Raw genomic sequence first — 19,827 nt, 5'->3', positions numbered from 1 at the left:
AGCCCGATCGAACCATATCGTCGGCATGCTCAGCCGAGGCACCGGCATCCGACCGAAGGCGCCCTTCAGCGTCCGCGTCCGACTGAAGAGGGCCTTCGGTCGAGGGGCCCGCGGCGTTGTGCTCGCTCATTCGCCCTCGGCGGAATCCTCGGCGCCGCTGCTGGTTTCCGAACCTAGCTCGGGGTGGCCGAGGTCGGCGGCGAGCTTCTTCAGCAGGTTGATCGCGGCGTCGGCGATGACCGTTCCCGGCGGGAAGATCGCCGCGGCACCGGCCTCGTAGAGGGCGTCGAAATCGCCGGGCGGGATGACGCCGCCGACGATCACCATGATGTCGGGTCGACCCGCGTCGGCCAGTGCCTGCCGCAGCGCGGGCACCAGCGTGAGGTGGCCGGCCGCCAGCGAGGACACGCCGACGACGTGCACGTCGTTGTCCGCCGCCTGCTGGGCCACCTCTTCCGGGGTCTGGAACAGCGGGCCCACGTCGACGTCGAAGCCGAGGTCGGCGAAGGCGGTGGCGATCACCTTCTGGCCGCGGTCGTGCCCGTCCTGCCCCATTTTCGCGACGAGGATACGCGGGCGACGACCTTCCGCCTCGGCGAACTCCTCGACGAGCTCGCTCGCCTTGGTGATGTTGCTGACCTTCCCTGCCTCGTCGCGGTACACACCGGAGAGGGTACGGATCTCGGCCTGATGCCTGCCGTAAACCTTCTCCAGCGCGTCGGAGATCTCACCGACGGTCGCCTTGGCGCGCGCGGCGTCGATGGCGAGGGCCAGCAGGTTGTTCTCCATGCCGCCCTCGGAAGAGGCTGCGGCACGGGTCAATTCGGCTAGCGCGCGTTCGACCTCGGCCGAATCACGGTCGGCCCGCAGCTGCCGCAGCTTCTCGATCTGCTCAGCGCGCACCCGCGAGTTCTCGACCTTGAGGACCTCGACCTGCTGGTCCTGTTCGGCCTGATACTTGTTGATACCGATCACCGGCTGCTGCCCGGTATCGATCCGTGCCTGCGTGCGCGCGGCGGCCTCCTCGATACGCAGCTTCGGAATGCCCTCGCCGATCGCCTGCGCCATCCCGCCGTGGGCTTCCACCTCGGCGATGTGCGCGCGAGCCCGATTGGCCAGCTGATGGGTCAGCCACTCGACGTAATACGAACCGCCCCAAGGATCTACGGGGCGGGTTGTCTTCGACTCCTGCTGGATGAGCAGCTGGGTATTGCGCGCGATGCGGGCGGAGAAGTCTGTCGGCAGCGCGAGCGCCTCATCCAACGCGTTGGTGTGCAGGGACTGGGTATGCCCCTGCGTCGCGGCCATCGCCTCGATGCAGGTGCGCGCGACGTTGTTATAGGCGTCCTGCGCGGTGAGCGACCAGCCGGAGGTCTGCGAATGAGTGCGCAGCGACAGCGATTTCGAGCTCTTCGGCTCGAACTTCGCGACCAGCTCGCTCCACAGCAGCCGCCCGGCGCGCAGCTTGGCGACCTCCATGAAGAAGTTCATGCCGATCGCCCAGAAGAACGACAGCCGCGGCGCGAACTTGTCCACCTCCATGCCCGCGTCGATACCGGCCCGGATGTACTCGACGCCGTCGGCGAGGGTGTAGGCCAGCTCCAGGTCGGCGGTCGCGCCCGCTTCCTGAATGTGGTAGCCGGAGATGGAGATCGAGTTGAACTTCGGCATCTTCGCGCTGGTGTAGGCGAAGATGTCGGAGATGATCCGCATCGAGGGCTTCGGCGGGTAGATGTAGGTGTTGCGGACCATGAACTCCTTCAGAATGTCGTTCTGAATGGTTCCGGCCAGCAGCTCCGGTCCGACGCCTTGCTCTTCTGCCGCAACGACATACAGCGCCAGGATCGGCAGCACCGCGCCGTTCATCGTCATCGAGACGCTGACCTGGTCGAGCGGGATGTGATCGAACAGCTGGCGCATGTCGAGGATGGAATCGATGGCGACACCGGCCATGCCGACGTCACCCTGCACGCGCGGATGGTCGGAGTCGTAGCCGCGGTGGGTGGCCAGGTCGAAGGCGACCGAAAGGCCCTTCTGCCCAGCCTGAAGATTGCGGCGGTAGAAGGCATTCGAGTCGGCGGCGGTGGAGAACCCAGCGTACTGGCGGATGGTCCACGGCTGGTTGACATACATCGTCGGGTACGGGCCGCGCACGAACGGCGCGACACCGGGCACGCTGTCGAGCGGATAGCCCTCGGCCACAACGCCATCCCGATCGGCCTTGGTGAACACCGGTGGCACGTCGATGCCCTCGGGTGTCGACCACACCAGCTGCTCGGGGGCGTAGTTGTTGGCCTTCGCTGCCTCGCCGATGTAGGCATCGACCTGCGCGGAGTCCACCTCTGCAGGCTCCGGCGCGTGCTCGGTGAGCGGCACCTCGGCGAAACTGCCGATCACGTGCTTGATTTCACCCTGTTTGCGCATATGACTCAGTGTCATCAGGCTCCCACTTTCTCCAGCAGGGCGGACAACGCGGCGACCGCATCGATCTTCGCCGCGAGATATCCGTCCGGACGCTGCGCGTCCTCGAGCTCGGCGACCGCCTTGGCGGCACCGGCCAGCAACACCGTCTCCACTCCGGCGGCACGCAACTGCGCTACCGCCGCACCGGCTTCCACGCCGTAACGCTTGTCCGAACCACACAGCACCGCGATCGGCGCACCGGATTCGGTTGCCGCCGTGGCGATCGCGCCTACCTCGAGTGGTCCGGGATTGATGGATTCGATACCACCCGAGGCCAGCAGGTTCGCGATGAAGGTCACTCGAACGTTGTGTTCGGCGACCGAACCGAGCGGCACCAGTAGCGCTTTCGGCCGCGCGCCGTGCTCGGCCAGGTAGGCGTCGGACCGGTTGCGCAGCGCCTCGAACGTGGCACCGTAACGAGCCACCCGATCATCGAGGCGCGCCGCCTCGGACAGCGGCTGCTCGGCCAGGTTCGGGAACTCGTTGACCCCGGTGACGGACGTCTTGCGGTGCGCGACATCGGAATCCCGAGCCGACTTGGTCTCCGCGATGCGCCCGGCAAGGAGTCCGGAATCCAGCGCGGCGAGATAGCCACCGGCCGCCTCGATTTCCTGCATGAACGCCCAGGCCTTCGCGGCCAGCGCGCCGGTCAGGTCCTCGACATACCAGGAGCCAGCACCCGGGTCCTGCACGAAGCCGAGGTGGGATTCCTCGAGCAGCAGCAGCTGCGTGTTGCGCGCCATCCGGTCCGCGAACGACTTCGAGACGCCGAGCTCACCGGCGGGCAGTGCCGAGTCGAAGGTCAGCACGGTGACCGCGTCCGCCCCGCCGACACCGGCGCCGAACGCCGCGAGGGTGGTGCGCAGCAGGTTCACCCACGGGTCGCGCTGGGTCATCATGGCCGCGGAGGTCACCGCGTGCTGCGGCGCGCCACCGAAATTCGGTGCGCCGCAGGCATGCGCGACGCGGGCCCAGAGTTGGCGGGCGGCACGGAATTTGGCGATCGTGGCGAATTGATCGTCGGTGGCGGCGAACCGGAAGGTCAGCTGCTCCAACGCGTCCGCGATGTCCAGGCCCTCGGTGAGGGCGCGCAGGTAGGCCAGGCCCGCAGCGACGGCGGCACCGAGTTCCTGGGCGTCGGAGGCGCCCGCGTTGTGGAATACGGTGCCGTCCACGGTGATCGCGCGCACCGCCTCGGCGCGCGCGACCGCGGCGGCGGCCACGGTCACCGTGTCCGCGAGTTCGATGTCGGCGGTTCCGGCGAACCCGCTGGTGAGCGGTGCCGCGCCGAGGCAGACCTGAATGTCCTTGCGGGAGGCCGCGTCATAGCCGTCGAGCACGGTGTACAGGTGCGCGGCCGCGTCGGCCGTCGCGGTGCCCGCGTCCAGGGTCAGCGGCGCGAGATCGAACAGCAGACCGGACAGCGCGGCGGGCAGCTCGGCCGCTGGCACGCCGCGCTCGCCGACGCCGAGCCATACGGCGCTGATGCCGTTGCCGAGACCAGCCATGATCTCCCGGTTGACCGCGGCGGCATCGGGCCCACCGAAGTGGGCGCTCACGTGCCAGCCGCGGTGCACGTCGCGGGTGCCATCACTGCCCCGGACGAACGGATACGCGCCCGGCAGCGGCTGCTCGGGCAGCTCGTCCCGCCGGGTGTACAGCGGGGCGATGGTGAGCCCGTCGTAGGTCGTCTCATCGAGCAGGTGCTCTGGTTCCTCCGGCAGTTCGGCGATCTCGACCCGCCGGACCTTCGCCAGCACCCCGGCCACGCCCTTGCGCCACGCGGCGAACTGCGGCACCGGATCCACGCCCGTGGGCGCCGATCCCGGTCCGGGCTCTGAAGCAATCGGCATAGCTTGCTTTCCTCTTCCACTCGACTGCAGGCGCACCCGTGATTGTGTGCCGAAACCGCCGTATTCGCCCAGTTCAGCGAGTACTTTGGTTAACGAGCATTCGTCCCGTTTCCTCTGATGCTAGCGGCAACACTGCAACGCGTTGTCCCCTAGTACCACTACCACCCGGTAATCTGGCCCCGGTGACCAGGCTGATCCGTGACCCGCGTGTGCTCGCGTTGATCGTGGGTGTCGTCGCGTTGTTCGTGGCGGCGATGCTGGTCCCGCTGCCCAGTCCGCGCCAGATCCAAGACTGGGCAACCTCCGTCGGGCCGATCTTTCCGGTGCTGTTCCTCGTGGTGCACGCGCTCGTGACGGTCGCGCCGATTCCGCGGACGGTGTTCACGGTGAGTGCCGGGCTGCTGTTCGGTCCGGTGCTCGGCATCGCGCTCGCCGTCGGCGCGACGACGATCAGTGCCGCGCTTGCCATCCTGGTGGTGCGCGCGCTCGATCGCGAGCAGGTCGCGTCCCGCCTGACTCATCCCGCCGTGCGCGCCGTCGACGATCGACTGCGGCGTCGCGGGTGGCTGGCCGTCGGGTCACTGCGGCTGATCGCCGCGGTCCCCTTCTCGGTGATCAACTACTGCTGCGGCCTGTCCTCGATCCGCTTCTGGCCGTACATGATCGCCACCCTCCTCGGCGTTCTCCCCGGCACCATCGGGACCGTCATCCTCGGCGACGCCCTCACCGGCACCACCCACCCCGCGTTGATCGTCTTCTCGGCCGTCCTGATCGCCGTCGGAGTGATCGGCCTGGTGGTCGACGCGCGCTGGAACACCGACGCCGTCCCGCGCACCGAGGAACCCGCGACCGTCGCCAAATAGCCTCAGTCCACGGTCAGTTCGATGGGGACGGCGATGACGTCGACCATCGCCCCGTTGCGCAGGACGGTAACCGGGAGCTGCACGCCGATGGCGTCGGCGAACAGTTGACGTTGAATGCCTTGGGCGTCACGGACTTCGGCGCGGGCGACGCTGAGTACCAGGTCGCCGCGGCGCAGGCCGGCCGCTTCGGCTGGGCCGCCGCGCACCACTTCCATGATGCGGACACCGGCGGCTTGGCCGGTGCGGGCGGCGACGGTGGCGGGCAGCGGGGCGGGCATGCCGACCAGGCCGAGGTAGGCGCGGCGGACGCGGCCGTCGGTGTGCAGGGTGCCGATGATGCGGCGGGTGGTTGCGTTGATCGGGATCGCAAGGCCGAGGCCGATACCCGCGACGGCGGTATTGATGCCGACTACCCGGCCCGCCGAATCCGAAAGGGCGCCACCGGAATTGCCGGGGTTCAGGGCGGCGTCGGTTTGGATCACGTCCTCGATTACTCGTCCGGCGCGGCGGGAGGCGACCGGTACGGCTCGGCCAAGGGCGCTCACCACACCCGCGGTCACCGAACCGGCAAGGCCGAGCGGGCTGCCGACGGCGACGACCAGTTGCCCGACGACGAGCTCGTCCGCGTCACCGAGGATGACCGCCCCCGGCGCGCCGCCACGGGAGCGCAGCACCGCAAGATCCGACAGCGGATCGACGCCCACAACGTCGAACTCGGCTTCCACCCCATCGGCGAACACCACCTCGCCACCGCTGGCCGACCCCACGACATGCGCGTTCGTCAGCAGAAAACCGTCGTCGGTGAACACAACCGCCGACCCACTACCCCGCCTGGTTCGCACGCTGGCCACATGCGGCGTGACCGACGCGGCAACCCTGGTCACCGTGCGCGAATAGGCATCCATCGCAGCGTCATCGTCCACGCCGACCACCACCCCTGACTACCCGTCCAAACCAACCCCTCCAGCATGCCCGCCCACCGCCCACCCCGCACCGTCTTCACCAGAGCCACAACCAATCAACGCCCCGCGCACCCGACGCGACTTGATGTACGCATCATGCTCTTGACGCTTCCTGCAACGAGCGTCAAGAGCATGATGCGTAGGTCAAGTGTGCCTGGGTTTGCGTTAGGCGGCGGGGCTCACGGTGGCGCCTTCGAAGAATTCTGATTCGGTCATGTTCAGGCGGGTGGTGATGAGGTCCAGGGCTAGGCGGAGGACTTCTTGGGGGGTGGGGGCTACGACCTGGGATTGTTCTAGGCGGGTGGTGCCGCATTCGACGCGGACGCGGCAGCGCCAGCCTGAGCCGGTGGGATAGGGCTGGGGGCGGCCGATCGCGACGCTCATTCGGACGCCGTCCCGGAGGAATTCGTTGGTGGCCAGCAGGTCGTCGGCGGGGGTGATGATCATGGTCATGTCACGCACGACCCGGTACAAGCAATGTTGCAGCTACAAGTCGGTTCCTCATCGGACACTCCCGGTAATACTCAACAGGCAGGGCACTTACGACTATCCGTTCGCTATGAACGTAGCCCGACACGCGCAACTCCGCAACATTTGAGCAAACATTTAGTCACGAGGCGGTCGCCCCGGGTTCATCTCGGCGGGCCAGGCCAGCCGGTCTGCGCTGGCGACGAGGTCGGGGTGGCACTCGCAGACCACCCGCGAAGTCGGCCGACCCGTCCGGTAACTGTGCGCTCGGACACGCACCCCTCCGCCTGTGCTCAGCATCACCACGGAAAGTCCTGCCGCTCAACGGCTTTCCCGTCCGATTTCACCGCCGCGTTACACATTCGGCAGCGGAACGGAAATGTTCGAGCCGGACGCTGTGCGCATGCGTCCGATGCGTTCTCGACATCGTGTACATGTGCTGGCGTGTGAGGTGTGCGGCCGCTTGCCGCACCCGCGCCGGGCACGATTGACGCTGGCCAAACTGGCCGCGGTATTTCCGGTCGAACTGGCGCTGCACGCGCTCGTCGTCCACTTGGACCCGCCCTATTTGGTCACCGTTGCCCTGCTGACGATCAGCACGACGACGCTCATCATCTGGGTCGTCGAGCCCTCGGCAACGCGCATGCTCGGCGCGTGGCTGCACGGCCCCGAGCTGCGCAGCCGCGACGACGTCGACCGCGCCCCTGCCCTGTGGCGCATTCGCGTCCGTGTCGACGATCGCCCCGGCCGGCTCGAGGCGCTCGCCAGACACCTGGCTCGCCGCGGTGCCAATATCCTGAATGTCCATGTGCACCAACTCGAATCGGGCGTGCTCAACGAGCTGGTCATCGCCGCGCCCGCGGGCATCACCTCGGACACCCTGTCGTCGGCGGTCGTGCACGCGGGCGGATCCGCGGTCCGCATCTGGCCCGCCTCGGCATTCGCCCTGATCGACGGCCAGACCAAGGCGCTCGGCATCGCGACCCGCGTCGCCTCCGACCCGGACGAACTCCCGCTCGCCATCGCCGAACTGCTCGGCGCCCGCTACCTGACCCCCGGCACCTTCGCCCACCGCGACCTCACGTTCGACGGGACCACCCTGGTCGTGCCGTGGCAGCCGGACCACCCACTCCTCTTCGTCCGCCCCGACGAACCTTTCACCCCGGCCGAGAACGCCCGCGCGCACCGATTGACCGACCTGGCACGCAGCGTTACCAGACACGGCTGACGAACAGTCGCAACAGAATTCCGTCTACCTGCGTCAATTCCGACACCTCTTGCCCTATCCGTCTGAGACGGTATCGTACTAGTAGTACCGCATACTGACGGTACCGAGCTCAATGAGGTGCGAGATGACCGAGCAAGGTGTGCGAACGAAGGGCCGCACGGGCAGCGGATACCCGAGGGCGAGGCGAATCAGATTCCGCTTCGGCGAGCCGGTGCCCATGTCGAAGTACTACGCGGGCGGCGACATGGTGTTCAGCCATTTCATCGCCGGACTGTCCGCGGGGTTCCCGCCCGGCGAGGAATCGTTCATCCGATCGGTGCGCCGCTTCGCCGACCAGATCACCGATCCGGTGCTCAAGAAGCGGGTCGCCGGTTTCATCGGCCAGGAGGCGATGCACGGCCAGGAACACCGGCGCCTGAACGAGAAGCTGATCGAGCTTGGCTACGCCATCGAATGGCTGGACGCGCCTGCGGCCGTCGAACGGCAGAAGCGTTTCGAACAGCGCATCCCCGCGCGGCTGCACCTGGCGGCCACCGCGGCGGCCGAGCACTACACGGCGGTGCTGGCCGAACGCGTGCTGTCCAGCCCGGAGATCCAGGCGCTGGCCGGTGACGAAGAAGTGCGGAACCTGTTGAACTGGCATGCTTTCGAGGAACTCGAGCACAAGTCGGTCGCGTTCGACGTGTACCGCGCGGTCGGCGGCACGGAGACGATGCGCATCCTCACGATGGCGACGCTGGTCGCGCTCACGCTCCCGCTCACGGCCGTCACGCTCACCGCGTCGCTCAGCCGCGACCCGGACGCGCGGCGTTACCCGCTGAGCCTGGCCAGGGAAGCCGTCACGCTGTTCCGCGGGCCGGTGTTCCGCGGCATCGGCCGCGAGCTGGTGCTGTATCTGCGGCCCAACTTCCATCCCGACGACATCGACTCGCGAGAGTTGCTGGAGCGCTGGCAGAAAGAGCTTTTCGGTACCGAAGGTGCCCTCGTCGATCACCTGAAGTAACTGATCCCCGCCCGAACAACCCTGGAATCAACGGAGATTCACATGACCACCAGCGTGCAGAAATCCGGCGGCTACCCGAAGGTGCGCCGGATGAAATTCCGCTTCGGCGACCCGGAACCGATGACCAAGTATTACGCGGGCGACGACATCGTGCTCAGCCACTTGGTCGCGTTGCTCTCGGCCGCCTTCCCACCCGGCGAGGAATCGTTCATCCGATCGGTGCGCCGCTTCGCCGACCAGATCACCGATCCGGTGCTCAAGAAACGGGTCGCGGCGTTCATCGGCCAGGAGGCCGTCCACGGCCAGCAGCACGGCAGCTTGAACGAGCAGCTGTTCGCGCTCGGCTATCCGCTGCCGCGATTCGTGAGCAGGCAGGGTGAACTCGTGCGCCGGGCCGAACGGCTGGCGCCACCCGCCGCCCATCTCGCCATCACGGCCGCTGCCGAGCACTACACCGCCGTGCTGGCGGCCCGGGTGCTGTCCAGTCCCGAAATCCAGACCCTGGCAGGCGATCCCGAGGTGCGCAACCTGCTCAATTGGCACGCGCTCGAAGAGCTCGAACACAAATCGGTGACCTTCGACGTCTATCGATCGGTCGACGGCCCGGAGTGGCTGCGGATCGCGATCATGGCGGTGATGTATCTCTTCACGATTCCTGTGGTCGGGCTCGGGGTATTCGCCTCGATCATCGCCGATCCCCCTGCCTGGCAGCCGATCACGGTCGCCAGGCAGTCCTACCGGCTGATTCGCGGACCGATCGTGCGCGGCCTGCTCAGCGAGATCCAGGTGTACCTGAAGCCGGGATTCCACCCGGACCAGGTGGACACCGCGGCCCTGCTCCAGCGGTGGCAGACCGAATTGTTCGGCGCCCAAGGCGCGCTCGTGGATCGCGTCCGATGAGCGCGGCGCAACCCGGCCATGGCGCGCCGGCGAGTGGCAACAGCGCGCGGCCGCACGAGGTGATCGTGATCGGCGCAGGGTTCGGCGGCATCGGCGCCGCTATCGCACTGCAACGCAAAGGCATTCACGACTTCGTCATCGTGGACAAGTGGGATCGCGTCGGTGGCACCTGGCACGCGAACACCTACCCCGGTGTCGCCGTTGACATCCCGTCGTTCATCTACAGCTTCTCCTATGAACAGCGCGGTGACTGGTCGCGAATCTTCGCGCCCGGCACCGAGCTGCGCGATTACGCCGAGGGCATGGTCGACAAGTACGGCCTGCGGCCGAAACTGCGGTTGAACACGACGGTCGTCTCGGCGGTGTACGACGCCGAGAACAGCCTGTGGCTGTTGGGCACCGATGGCGGCCGCACGCTCACCGCGCGCTATGTCGTGATGGCGATCGGCGGGCTGGAACGACCGAAGATGCCCGATATTCCGGGCCTGCAAGACTTCAAGGGCACCCTGATGCACACGGCGCTGTGGGACGACGACGTCGCGCTGACGGGCAAGCGGGTCGCGGTGATCGGGACGGGAGCGACCGCATTGCAGCTGGTGCCCGCCATCGTGGACGAGGTGGCGCACCTGAATGTGTTTCAGCGGACGCCGATCTGGGTGTTCCCGAAATCCGACGCGGCCGTAGGGCCGATCGGCCGCGCGGTGCTCGAGCGGCCCTGGGTGCGGTCCGGCATCCGGATGCTTGGCACCCTCGCGACCGAGATCGGCATGGGCGGCATGGTGGTCGGTCCCACCTGGCTCAGCGACGCGGGCCGTCGGCTGGCGGAGATCCCGGCGCGACGGTGGATGCGGGGCCAGGTGCACGATCCGGTCATCCGCGAGAAGTTGATTCCGGCCTACGGGCTCGGGTGCAAGCGGCCCTCGATGTCGAACGATTACTTGTCGACATTCAATCGGCCGGATGTCAGCCTGATCACCGAGCCGATCGGCTGCATCGGCGAGCACGACATCACCACCGAGGACGGGGTGCGGCATCCGGTCGATGTGCTGATCTGCGCTACCGGATTCAAGCTGTGGGAAAAGGATTCGATACCGCCGTTCCCGGTGACCGGCCGCGACGGGCTCGATCTCGGAGAGTTCTGGGACCGCAACAGATTCCAGGCCTATCACGGCGTCTCGGTGCCAGGGTTCCCGAATATGTTCACCATCACCGGGCCCTACGGTTTCGTGCTCGGTTCCTACATCTGGATGATCGAGGCCACCGCCGCGCACCTGAGCCGGGCCATCGCCGAGACCAAGCGGCGCGGCGCGACCGTGTGCGAGATCAGCCAGCACGCGCACGACGAGTACTTCGCCAAATGCCTGCGCCGCCAGGAGAAGAACTTCCTGTTCACCTCCGCCTGCGACGGATCGAACACCTATTACATCAACAGTCACGGCGATTCACCGTTCCGTCCCTCCACGCACGGCGAGATGTACTGGCAGAACCGGCATTTCGATCTCGACGACTACCACTACCGCCAGCCCGTGCCCGCACTGCGGACCGGCGCGATCCTCGAGGAATCCGTATGAAACTCACCAACATTCACCCCGAACTGGTGGTGGTGACCGGTGCGGGCAGCGGCATCGGCCGGGCCATCGCGATCCGGTTCGCGATGGCGGGAGCGCACGTAGTGGTCTCCGACCTTGATCTGGATTCCGCCCTGGCGACCGAGGCGATGATCCACGCACGCGGTCACCGGGCCGCCGCGGCTCGGCTCGACGTCACCGACTCGAGCGCGTGGGAAGCGTTCGGCCGGGACGTGCTCGCGGACTACGGCGTGCCGGATGTGCTGGTCAACAATGCCGGCATGCTGGTCAGCGGCGCCTTCGTGGATCTAACACCGGCCGACTGGGATCGCCAGCTCAGCGTCAACCTGCTCGGAGTGGTGCACGGCTGCCGGGTGTTCGGGCAGCAGATGATCGACGACGGCAAGCGGGGCCACATCGTGAATATCGCGTCGGCGGCGGCCTTTACGCCGACGCCGGTGATGTCGGCGTATTCGGTGTCCAAGGCCGGGGTGAAGATGCTCACCGAGTGCCTGCGACTCGAGTTCGGGCCCAAGGGAATCGGGGTCAGCGCGATCTGTCCCGGGGTGATCAACACCAATATCGGCGAGCATGCCGTCACCGTCGGCGTCGATCAAGAGTTGATCGCACGCGGCAAGGAACTGGCGCGGCGAGTGCAGGACGCCGCGGCGAAACTGCCGTTCTCGCCGATGAGTCCGGATCTGGTGGCACGGGCGGCACAGCGCGCGGTGCGTTACGACCTTGCCGTCGTGCCGGTGCGGGCCGAGGCGTGGCTTGGCTACTTCATGTTGCGGATCGCGCCGGGCGTGAATCGACGGATCACCCAGCCGTTCGATGTCGAGCGAATCGAACGGCTCGGTCGCCGGGTGCTCCGGCTGATCGATCCGGTGTCGGCCACTCCCGCAGCGGCGCAGCCTGTTTCAGTACCGGTCGAGGCGCCGAGGTAGCCCGATGACCGCGGACAACGGCGTGCGCGGGCATGTGCTGAAGGTCGGGGCGGTGATCGAGGAGACCGACGATGCCCGCACGTTGGTATTCGAGGTGCCCGATGAGCTCACCGAGCGTTTCCGGTACCGTCCCGGCCAGTTCCTCACCCTGCGGGTGCCCAGCGCGCGTACCGGCTCGGTGGCCAGGTGCTATTCGCTGTGCAGCAGCCCGCACTGTGATGATCGGATCGCGGTGACGGTCAAGCGGATCGCGGACGGTTATGCCTCGAACCTGATCTGTGACACCGTCGCGGTCGGTGACCTGATCACGGTGCTGGAGCCGTCCGGTACGTTCGGGCCGCGCGATCTGGGCACCGATGTGCTGCTGTGTGCTGCGGGCAGCGGCATCACGCCGGTCCTGTCGATCATCAAATCCATGATGTCCGGCGGCGGGAATGTCGTTGTGCTGTATGCCAACCGGGATCGGCGGTCGGTGATCTTCGCGGACACCATCGACGATTTGACACGCCGCTACGCCGGTCGGTTGCAGGTGTTGCACTGGCTCGAATCGGAGCGTGGGCTACCCACCGCGGATGCGGTCGCGGAACTGGTGCGACCGTATTCCGACCGTGACTGGTTTCTGTGCGGGCCTGCGGGATTCATGACGGTGGCCGGTGCCGCGGCTACCGCACTGCGGGTGCCGACATCCCGCATCCACACCGAGGAATACCGGTCTCTGCAGTCGAATCCGTTCGAAACCGTCAACGAACGTCTGCCCGCCGCAACACCACTCGGCGACGCGGCCGTTGTCGAAGTGGACATCGACGGCGAAACCCATGTCCTGGACTGGCCCAAACACACTCCCCTACTGGATGTATTGCTGGACAACGGAATCGACGCCCCTTACGTCTGCCGTGAATCCGCCTGCGGCACCTGCGTCTGCTCGGTGAAACAGGGACGCACCCGGATGCGGCAGAACGAGGCACTCATCGATGACGAGCTCGCCCTCGGCCTGACCCTCGCCTGCCAAACCCTCCCGGAGTCACCCCGGGTGCACATCGCCTTCGACCAGTGATTACTCCGGCTCGAACGCCAGGTGCGCCGGTTTCCGCACGTCGAGCGGCAGATTGTTGAGCTCGGCGACCCCGTCGAGCATGTTCCTGGCGATAATGCTCACATGCTGGGCGAACCGCTCGGTCGACATCACCTCGGCCCTGGCCCGGTTCGCGCCGAGCCACCAGTCGGTGGCCGAGCCGACCGCGCCGAAGATGGCGTAGGCGGTCAACTCCAGGCTGCCGGTGTCGACGTTCTGCCCTTCGAGCCGCTCCTCGACCATCTGCGCCGCAAGCAGCGCCGACCGCTGCGCCACCTCGATGGCGCGTTCTGGTTGCTCGGCCTGCTGCGCCAGCCTGCTGTGCACCAGAAAGCGGAACACATCGGGCTGCTCCTCCACCACGGCGACATACTCCGCGATGGCGGTGCGAATCAGCTCGGCCACCGAATCGGTGGTCAGACTGATCTTCGCAAGCACCCGCTCCCACAGCATGTTCTGCACCCGCTCGAGGATCGACAGGTACAGATCGGTCTTGTCCGCGAAATGCCGGTACAGCTTGGGCTTGGCGCAGCCCGCGGCGCGCGCGATGTCGTCCATGCTCACGTCGGGCCCGTGCTCGGCGAGCGCACGGAAGGCGGCGTCGACGAATTCGCCGCGCACCTGCTCCCGATGCGCGCGCCATCGTTCGGTCCTGGCATCCGGACGCGGCGCGTCGGGCGAGCTGCTACCGGCGGCCGTCATAGTTGTCATGATATTGAATGCCGACCTCGGCAACGCCGTTCGGGCCGCTCCTCGCTCAGCGCAGCCAGCCCTTTCGTTTGATATAGGCGAGCGGGATCACGGCGGCCACCAGGGTCATCAGGGTGGTGGCCAGAAACCCGTGCTGCCATTCCAGTTCGGGCATCCAGGTGAAATTCATGCCGTAGAAGGTGGCGATCAGGGTGGGTGGCAGGAAGACCGCGGTGATGATGGTGAACACCTTGACGATCTGATTCTGTTTGACGTCGAGCCAGGTCATCACCGACTGCTGCAGGTAGCGGACCTTGTCGTGCTCGAAGCCCGCGTGCTGTTTCACCCCGTCGATGTCGGCGATCAGGATGGCGAGCAGGCTCTCCATCTCGGCGCTGCGCACGGTGATATCGGCCATCAGATGTCTTGCGGCACGGGCCAATTGGAGCTGGGTCTCCTGGGTGCGCGAGACGATCTCCTCGGCCGCGTTCATTCGCGACATGGTGCCGCGCATGTCGGCGACGCCGATCTCGCGGCCGCGCTGGTCGTAGCCGTTGGTGGCCATCTCGATCTCGTCGTTCATCGCCTCCAGCGCGTCGCTTGCGTAGTAGATAACCCGCTCCGATGCCTCGTTCAGCGCCCAGAGCAGCGCGTACATCACGCCGTGCGCGGAACCGGTGAGGGTCGGGGTGCGGCGCATCTTCGCGATCGCCTTGTCGAACGGGATGAAGTGCTCCTCCGGCTGCAACGTCACCAGGAATTCGGCGCCGAGGGCGAAGACGATGGTTTCCCGTTCGATGGCGTCGCCGCGCTTGTAGTTGGCCACGACCGGCAGGTAGAGGAAGTTGTCGGTCTCCCAGACCCGGTCACGGGCGGCGGCGAAGTCGACGCCGAGCCGCTCGCGCAGCACCGCGGCGGTGTCGGCGTCGGCGGCCGCCAGCGGGATCCAATGTTGTTGCAGGACTTCGGTGTCGAACCGGTCGGCGGGCACGGCGCCGGTGAGTGCACGCATCGCTACTGACCGTGGGACGAGTGCGCGGGCGAGACCGACGACGAGCCGACCGGGGCCTGATGATGGGCGTAATGCATAGTCAGCAGTCCCGCGCTGATCAAAAGGTAGAGACCGATCGTGAACCAGATCGACTGGCGCTCCAGATTCGGTGCGCGGTGCGGTGTTTCGGCCCTCTTGAACATGATCGCCATGGCGGAACTCCAATGTTTCGTAGGTCTGGTGGTGACAGCGCCCGCTACCGCGCGGGCCGAACGTTCGGGCGCAGCGCGCGGCCGCGCCCGAAGATCGGTGCGGCTGCACGGATTTCGCAAGCGCTCTGTACGGCCGCCAAGGGACGGTCGCACCGACTTACCCGCACCGACGCCGCGTGCGCAAGCCCTTCGGGTCGAACGATGTTGACAATTGGTGCCGCGTCAGGCGATGGGACGGCCGCTCAGCTCGGCCACGCATCGCGCGGGCAGATCAACGACGAACCGGCACAACCCGTTTCGCTAAGGCGGTCCGGCTAGAGACGTCGATACTGTCAACCGGCATCAGCCGCTCACCCCGCTTCGTTGGTTGTTCAGCTACGCAGAATTGCGCACCCATTATTAGAAACCCGCCGCCGTGCGTTCGTCAATCAGTTGCGCAAGTATTCGACTGCGTGCCACGCTACGGACACGCGGCCTCGCGCATTCGCTCCGCGAGCGCTCCCAGCGGCCTGGCGAATTCGCTCGCCAGCGCTCCCGGTTGGAGGCGGACGTGACCGAGCACAGCGAACCGGGCCCCCTCCCGGCGGCTCAACTACAGGACGCGGCAGCGGTTTTCGGCATGCTCGCGGCCACCGCCCGGCTGCAGATCCTGTGGCTGCTCGGTCAAGGCGAGCGCGATGTCGGCACACTGGCCACCGATATCGGCCAAACCGTGCCCGCGGTCAGCCAGCACCTCGCCAAACTGAAACTGGCCGGTCTGGTCCACATGCGCAAAGAGGGTCGGCGCAATGTCTACACGATCGCCGATCCCGGCATCGGCGACATCGTCCGGCTCGCCTTCCGGCATCACCGGCTACACGGCGGGCAGCTGCCTGAGGGCCTGGGCGACTGAACGGCCTGGCCGACTGAGAGCAAGATCGCGCCTGCTCAGGTCGCGTGTCGGCGGATCGCTGGGTAGCGTGGCCTGGTCTGACCCGTTGATGATCCAGAAAGGGAGCGGTGATGAACCCGTTCTCTGTCCGTAATGCCGGACTTGCCGTTATCGCCCTGGCCGGATTGGTGACGGGATGTAGCACCGCAAGCACGCCGGACGCCGCCCCCGCGGCGCCCGCGAACCCGTTCGCCGACTGTGCGCCGCTGACCAACCAGCAGATCAGCGACGCCGTCCACGCGGACAGCCTTACCACGCACCACACGCCGCAGGTCTGCTACTGGGAGGCCCAGGTCGGCGACGGCGACGCGACCGTCAGCTTCACCTACTCCGCGCAGGACTCGCTGCAGCAGCTGTGGGACCGCGCCAGATCCGACGGCTTCCAGACCGAGCACATGGTGATCACCAAGCACGCCCTCGGCACGGTCACCGCGACCGCCTTCTACATCCGCAACCCGCACGACACCAGCGACTGCGCCGTCACCGCCGCCGCCAACGGCGCCATCACCTGGCGCGTCCAGAAGCGTTCGCACACAACAGCACTCGACCCCTGCGCGGCCGCACTGGACCTGGCGACCATGATGGTCGACCTGTCCCCCTAGCCCTCAGAACAGGAAATAGCGCTGGGCCATCGGGAGTTCGGTGGCCGGCTGTTCGGTCCAGACCTCGCCGTCGATGCGGACGGTGAAGGTGTCGGGGTCGACTTCGATGCGCGGCATGGCGTCGTTGTGCGGCATGTCGGTCTTCTTGCGGTCGCGAACGTTCTTGACGGGGGCCAGTTTCCGGTTGATCCGCAGCCGATCGGCGAGGCCGTCGTCGATGGCCTGCTCGGCGACGAAGTGCAGCGAGGTGGCGGCCGCGACCAGCGGGGCCGCGCCGAACATGGGGCGGGGCAGCACCGGTTGCGGGGTGGGGATGGACGCATTGGCGTCGCCCATCGCGGCCCAGGCGATGGCGCCGCCCTTGAGCACCGCGTGCGGGCGGACACCGAAGAAGGCGGGCTCCCACAGCACCAGGTCGGCGAGCTTACCGACCTCGACCGAACCGATCTCGTGGTCGAGGCCGTGCGCGACGGCCGGGCAGATGGTGTATTTCGCGATGTAGCGCCGCACCCTGGCGTTGTCGGCGGCGCCGTCGCCGGGCAGCGCGCCGCGCCGGCGCTTCATCACGTGCGCGGTCTGCCAGGTGCGCATGACCACCTCGCCGATGCGGCCCATGGCCTGGGAGTCGCTGCCGATCATCGAGATCGCGCCGAGGTCGTGCAGCAGGTCCTCGGCCGCGATGGTGGACGGGCGGATCCGGCTCTCCGCGAACGCGAGGTCCTCCGGGATGGCCGCGCTGAGGTGGTGGCACACCATGAGCATGTCGAGGTGCTCGTCGAGGGTGTTGACGGTGTGCGGGCGGGTCGGGTTGGTCGAACTGGGCAGCACGTTGAGATGTGCTGCGACAGTGATGATGTCGGGCGCGTGGCCGCCGCCCGCGCCCTCGGTATGATAGGCGTGGATGCCGCGGCCCGCGATGGCGCCGAGGGTGTCCTCGACAAAACCGGCCTCGTTCAACGTGTCCGAGTGCAGCGCCACCTGGACGCCCGCCGCGTCGGCGACGGTGAGGCAGGCGTCGATCGCCGCCGGGGTGGAACCCCAATCCTCGTGCAGCTTGAAACCCGCCGCGCCAGCACGCAATTGCTCCCACATCGACTCGGCGCTGACCGTGTTGCCTTTGCCGAGCAGCACGATGTTCATCGGCCAGCCGTCGGTGGCCTCCAGCATCCGGGCCAGGTGCCAGGAGCCCGGCGTGACGGTGGTCGCCTTGCTGCCCTCGGCGGGGCCGGTGCCGCCGCCGATCAGGGTGGTGATGCCGCCGCCGAGGGCCTCGTCCATCAGCTGCGGGCAGATGAAGTGCACGTGACAGTCGATGGCGCCCGCGGTGAGGATGCGGCCGTTGCCCGCGATGATCTCGGTGGACGGGCCGACCACCAGGTCGGGATGTATCCCGTTCATGGTGTCCGGGTTGCCCGCCTTGCCGATGGCGCAGATGCGGCCGTCGCGAATGCCGATGTCGGCCTTGATGATTCCCCAGTGGTCGATGATCACCGCGCCGGTGATCACGGTGTCGGGGGCGCCGTCGGCGCGGGTCGCGCGGGACTGGCCCATCGATTCGCGCAGTACCTTGCCGCCGCCGAAGACCGCCTCGTCGCCCGCGAGTCCCGGTCCGCCGCTGCGGTCTTCGGTGATCTCGACGAAGAGGTCGGTGTCGGCCAGCCGGATTCGGTCACCGGTCGTCGGTCCGAACAGTTCCGCGTAACGGGCGCGGCTCAACTCAGCCATGGTGTCCCTCCGGGTCGGCCGCGCACCACTTCTGTCGTCCCGCACCGAAATTCGCATGCGATTTCAGGTGCGGGAAATCGGGAATGGTGCGGCTGTGCTTGGTCACTGCGTTTCGTCCAGGTGGCCGGGTGGGGGCAGGGTGATGCCGTAGACCTCGCGGGTGCCGCCTAGCGGTACCAGTGAAACGCGTTGGCCCAGGCCGGGTTCGAAGCGGACCGCGGTACCGGCGGGGATATCGAGGCGGTGGCCGTGCGCGGCGGCACGGTCGAAGCGCAGCGCGGCATTGGACTGGGGGAAATGCACGTGGCTGCCGACCTGGACGGGACGATCGCCGGTGTTGACGACGTCGATTTCGATCCGCCGCGCACCCGCGTTGAGCTCGATAGTGCCCTCGGCACAGAGGTATTCACCGGGAATCATGCCGCGCACGTCCGCTCGAGGACGGCACGCACCCAGTCGAAGCGATCTCTCATCCGCTCCCCCTAGCCGATCGGATGGTGGACGGTGACCAGCTTGGTGCCATCCGGGAAGGTGGCCTCGATCTGGACGTCATGGATCATCTCCGGCACGCCCTCCATCACGTCGGCGCGCGCGAGAACCGTTCGCCCGGAAGACATCAGCTCGGCGACCGAGCGCCCGTCCCGAGCGCCCTCCAGCACGTGGTCGCTGATCAGCGCCACGGCCTCCGGGTGGTTGAGCTTGAGCCCGCGCGCCTGCCTGCGCCGGGCCAGCTCGGCCGCGTAGCTCAGCAGCAGCCGTTCCTGCTCATGCGGCGACAGTCGCATCCGGGCTCCTCACCGGGTCAGGTTTGATGGGTGACGGTCATTCTGGCACGCCCGTTCCGGCGATGCGGAACGAGCGGGCTGTCAGGGTCAGTCCCTGGTGGGCAGATTCTGCAGGCGAACCTGGCCGCGCGCGACCGCCCGATTTTCCTCGTCGGTGATCACCACCTGCCACAGCTGCTGCAACCTGCCCCGATGGATCGGCGTCGCCTCGCCGAGGAGATTGCCGTCGCGGACCGCGCGCAGGAAGTCGGTGTTGTTGTTCACCCCGACCACCGTCCCCCTGGCGCCGTACCAGATGCCGCCCGCGACGCTGGCAAGCGTTTCGATGACGGTGCTGTACACGCCACCGTTCTGGATGCCTGCGGGCTGGTATAGGTGCGGCTTGACGGTCCACTCACCGCGCACCCGATCCGCGGTCGTTTCGGTGTAGCGCAGGCCGATCAGGTCGGTGAACGTGCCTTCGCTGACCTTCGTCATCTGCTCCGGCGTGATGGTCACGAGCCAATCCGCCGCCCGGGTCTCCTGATCTGTCATGCGGTCCACTTTTGCACAGTGGCCGGGACC

At 67.2% G+C, this 19,827-nt stretch carries 20 protein-coding genes; 9 read left to right on the top strand and 11 right to left on the bottom strand.

Annotated elements, in window-relative coordinates; translation table 11 throughout:
- Nucleotides 1-126 precede the first annotated feature (126 nt).
- Together scpA and ACIA8C_RS24395 are read right to left on the bottom strand one after the other, a co-directional pair.
- Nucleotides 127-2,439, bottom strand: coding sequence for a methylmalonyl-CoA mutase (gene scpA / locus ACIA8C_RS24400; protein ID WP_397138405.1), 2,313 nt, complete (start codon nt 2,437-2,439; stop codon nt 127-129).
- Complete coding sequence (locus tag ACIA8C_RS24395) at nt 2,439-4,316, bottom strand: methylmalonyl-CoA mutase family protein (protein WP_397138403.1); 1,878 nt, start codon at nt 4,314-4,316, stop codon at nt 2,439-2,441. The genes scpA and ACIA8C_RS24395 overlap by 1 nt, the downstream gene beginning before the upstream one ends.
- 182 nt (nt 4,317-4,498) lie before the next feature.
- Here ACIA8C_RS24395 and ACIA8C_RS24390 point away from each other — a divergent pair, with 182 nt between their 5' ends.
- Nucleotides 4,499-5,179 carry a TVP38/TMEM64 family protein gene (locus ACIA8C_RS24390; RefSeq protein WP_397138401.1) on the top strand — a complete coding sequence of 227 codons (681 nt, stop codon included), beginning with the start codon at nt 4,499-4,501 and terminating at the stop codon, nt 5,177-5,179.
- A gap of 2 nt (nt 5,180-5,181) precedes the next feature.
- On the opposite strand, the gene ACIA8C_RS24385 is transcribed toward ACIA8C_RS24390, so the two are convergent.
- Nucleotides 5,182-6,084 carry a S1C family serine protease gene (locus ACIA8C_RS24385; RefSeq protein ID WP_397138913.1) on the bottom strand — a complete coding sequence of 301 codons (903 nt, stop codon included), beginning with the start codon at nt 6,082-6,084 and terminating at the stop codon, nt 5,182-5,184.
- 222 nt (nt 6,085-6,306) lie between these two features.
- A complete protein-coding gene (locus ACIA8C_RS24380) occupies nt 6,307-6,594 on the bottom strand; it encodes a hypothetical protein (RefSeq protein ID WP_397138399.1) in 288 nt (95 codons plus the stop codon).
- A gap of 418 nt (nt 6,595-7,012) precedes the next feature.
- Between ACIA8C_RS24380 and ACIA8C_RS24375 the strand changes: the two genes are divergently transcribed.
- The 6 genes from ACIA8C_RS24375 to ACIA8C_RS24350 all read left to right on the top strand — a co-directional run bounded on the left by ACIA8C_RS24375 (nt 7,013) and on the right by ACIA8C_RS24350 (nt 13,309).
- Nucleotides 7,013-7,837, top strand: coding sequence for an amino acid-binding protein (locus tag ACIA8C_RS24375; protein WP_397138397.1), 825 nt, complete (start codon nt 7,013-7,015; stop codon nt 7,835-7,837).
- Nucleotides 7,838-7,961: 124 nt separating this feature from the next.
- Nucleotides 7,962-8,840, top strand: coding sequence for a metal-dependent hydrolase (locus tag ACIA8C_RS24370; RefSeq protein ID WP_397138395.1), 879 nt, complete (start codon nt 7,962-7,964; stop codon nt 8,838-8,840).
- A gap of 42 nt (nt 8,841-8,882) precedes the next feature.
- Entirely contained in the window at nt 8,883-9,740 is an 858-nt protein-coding gene (locus ACIA8C_RS24365) for a metal-dependent hydrolase (protein WP_397138393.1), read from the top strand.
- Complete coding sequence (locus ACIA8C_RS24360) at nt 9,737-11,311, top strand: flavin-containing monooxygenase (RefSeq protein WP_397138391.1); 1,575 nt, start codon at nt 9,737-9,739, stop codon at nt 11,309-11,311. The genes ACIA8C_RS24365 and ACIA8C_RS24360 overlap by 4 nt, the downstream gene beginning before the upstream one ends.
- The gene (locus ACIA8C_RS24355) at nt 11,308-12,255 is read left to right on the top strand and encodes an SDR family NAD(P)-dependent oxidoreductase (RefSeq protein ID WP_397138389.1); all 948 of its coding nucleotides are present in this window, start codon (nt 11,308-11,310) and stop codon (nt 12,253-12,255) included. Before ACIA8C_RS24360 ends, ACIA8C_RS24355 begins: the two co-directional genes overlap by 4 nt.
- 4 nt (nt 12,256-12,259) lie before the next feature.
- On the top strand, nt 12,260-13,309 hold the full coding sequence (locus tag ACIA8C_RS24350) for a 2Fe-2S iron-sulfur cluster-binding protein (protein ID WP_397138387.1): 1,050 nt from the start codon (nt 12,260-12,262) through the stop codon (nt 13,307-13,309).
- Here ACIA8C_RS24350 and ACIA8C_RS24345 read toward each other — a convergent pair whose 3' ends face one another.
- Genes ACIA8C_RS24345 through ACIA8C_RS24335 form a run of 3 tightly spaced genes read right to left on the bottom strand, consistent with a single transcriptional unit; the run spans nt 13,310 to nt 15,220 of the window.
- Nucleotides 13,310-14,029: a TetR/AcrR family transcriptional regulator gene (locus tag ACIA8C_RS24345; protein ID WP_397138385.1), complete on the bottom strand. Its 720-nt coding sequence runs from the start codon at nt 14,027-14,029 to the stop codon at nt 13,310-13,312.
- A 55-nt stretch (nt 14,030-14,084) separates the two neighbouring features.
- The gene (locus tag ACIA8C_RS24340) at nt 14,085-15,029 is read right to left on the bottom strand and encodes a CorA family divalent cation transporter (protein WP_397138383.1); all 945 of its coding nucleotides are present in this window, start codon (nt 15,027-15,029) and stop codon (nt 14,085-14,087) included.
- A gap of 2 nt (nt 15,030-15,031) precedes the next feature.
- Nucleotides 15,032-15,220, bottom strand: coding sequence for a hypothetical protein (locus tag ACIA8C_RS24335; RefSeq protein WP_397138381.1), 189 nt, complete (start codon nt 15,218-15,220; stop codon nt 15,032-15,034).
- A 550-nt stretch (nt 15,221-15,770) separates the two neighbouring features.
- Between ACIA8C_RS24335 and ACIA8C_RS24330 the strand changes: the two genes are divergently transcribed.
- Both ACIA8C_RS24330 and ACIA8C_RS24325 read left to right on the top strand, forming a co-directional pair.
- Complete coding sequence (locus ACIA8C_RS24330) at nt 15,771-16,112, top strand: ArsR/SmtB family transcription factor (RefSeq protein WP_397138379.1); 342 nt, start codon at nt 15,771-15,773, stop codon at nt 16,110-16,112.
- 110 nt (nt 16,113-16,222) lie between these two features.
- Complete coding sequence (locus ACIA8C_RS24325) at nt 16,223-16,753, top strand: DUF3558 family protein (RefSeq protein WP_397138377.1); 531 nt, start codon at nt 16,223-16,225, stop codon at nt 16,751-16,753.
- A 3-nt stretch (nt 16,754-16,756) separates the two neighbouring features.
- On the opposite strand, the gene ACIA8C_RS24320 is transcribed toward ACIA8C_RS24325, so the two are convergent.
- The 4 genes from ACIA8C_RS24320 to ACIA8C_RS24305 all read right to left on the bottom strand — a co-directional run bounded on the left by ACIA8C_RS24320 (nt 16,757) and on the right by ACIA8C_RS24305 (nt 19,797).
- Entirely contained in the window at nt 16,757-18,478 is a 1,722-nt protein-coding gene (locus tag ACIA8C_RS24320) for an urease subunit alpha (protein WP_397138375.1), read from the bottom strand.
- A 102-nt stretch (nt 18,479-18,580) separates the two neighbouring features.
- Nucleotides 18,581-18,898 carry an urease subunit beta gene (locus ACIA8C_RS24315; RefSeq protein WP_397138373.1) on the bottom strand — a complete coding sequence of 106 codons (318 nt, stop codon included), beginning with the start codon at nt 18,896-18,898 and terminating at the stop codon, nt 18,581-18,583.
- Between the two features lie 62 nt (nt 18,899-18,960).
- On the bottom strand, nt 18,961-19,263 hold the full coding sequence (locus ACIA8C_RS24310) for an urease subunit gamma (protein WP_396993477.1): 303 nt from the start codon (nt 19,261-19,263) through the stop codon (nt 18,961-18,963).
- 87 nt (nt 19,264-19,350) lie between these two features.
- The gene (locus tag ACIA8C_RS24305; RefSeq protein WP_397138371.1) at nt 19,351-19,797 is read right to left on the bottom strand and encodes a PaaI family thioesterase; all 447 of its coding nucleotides are present in this window, start codon (nt 19,795-19,797) and stop codon (nt 19,351-19,353) included.
- Between the last annotated feature and the right edge of the window lie 30 nt (nt 19,798-19,827).

Source organism: Nocardia sp. NPDC051321 (assembly GCF_044455225.1).
Taxonomy (GTDB): Bacteria; Actinomycetota; Actinomycetes; order Mycobacteriales; family Mycobacteriaceae; genus Nocardia.
This window is presented reverse-complemented; position numbering and strand designations above follow the sequence as displayed.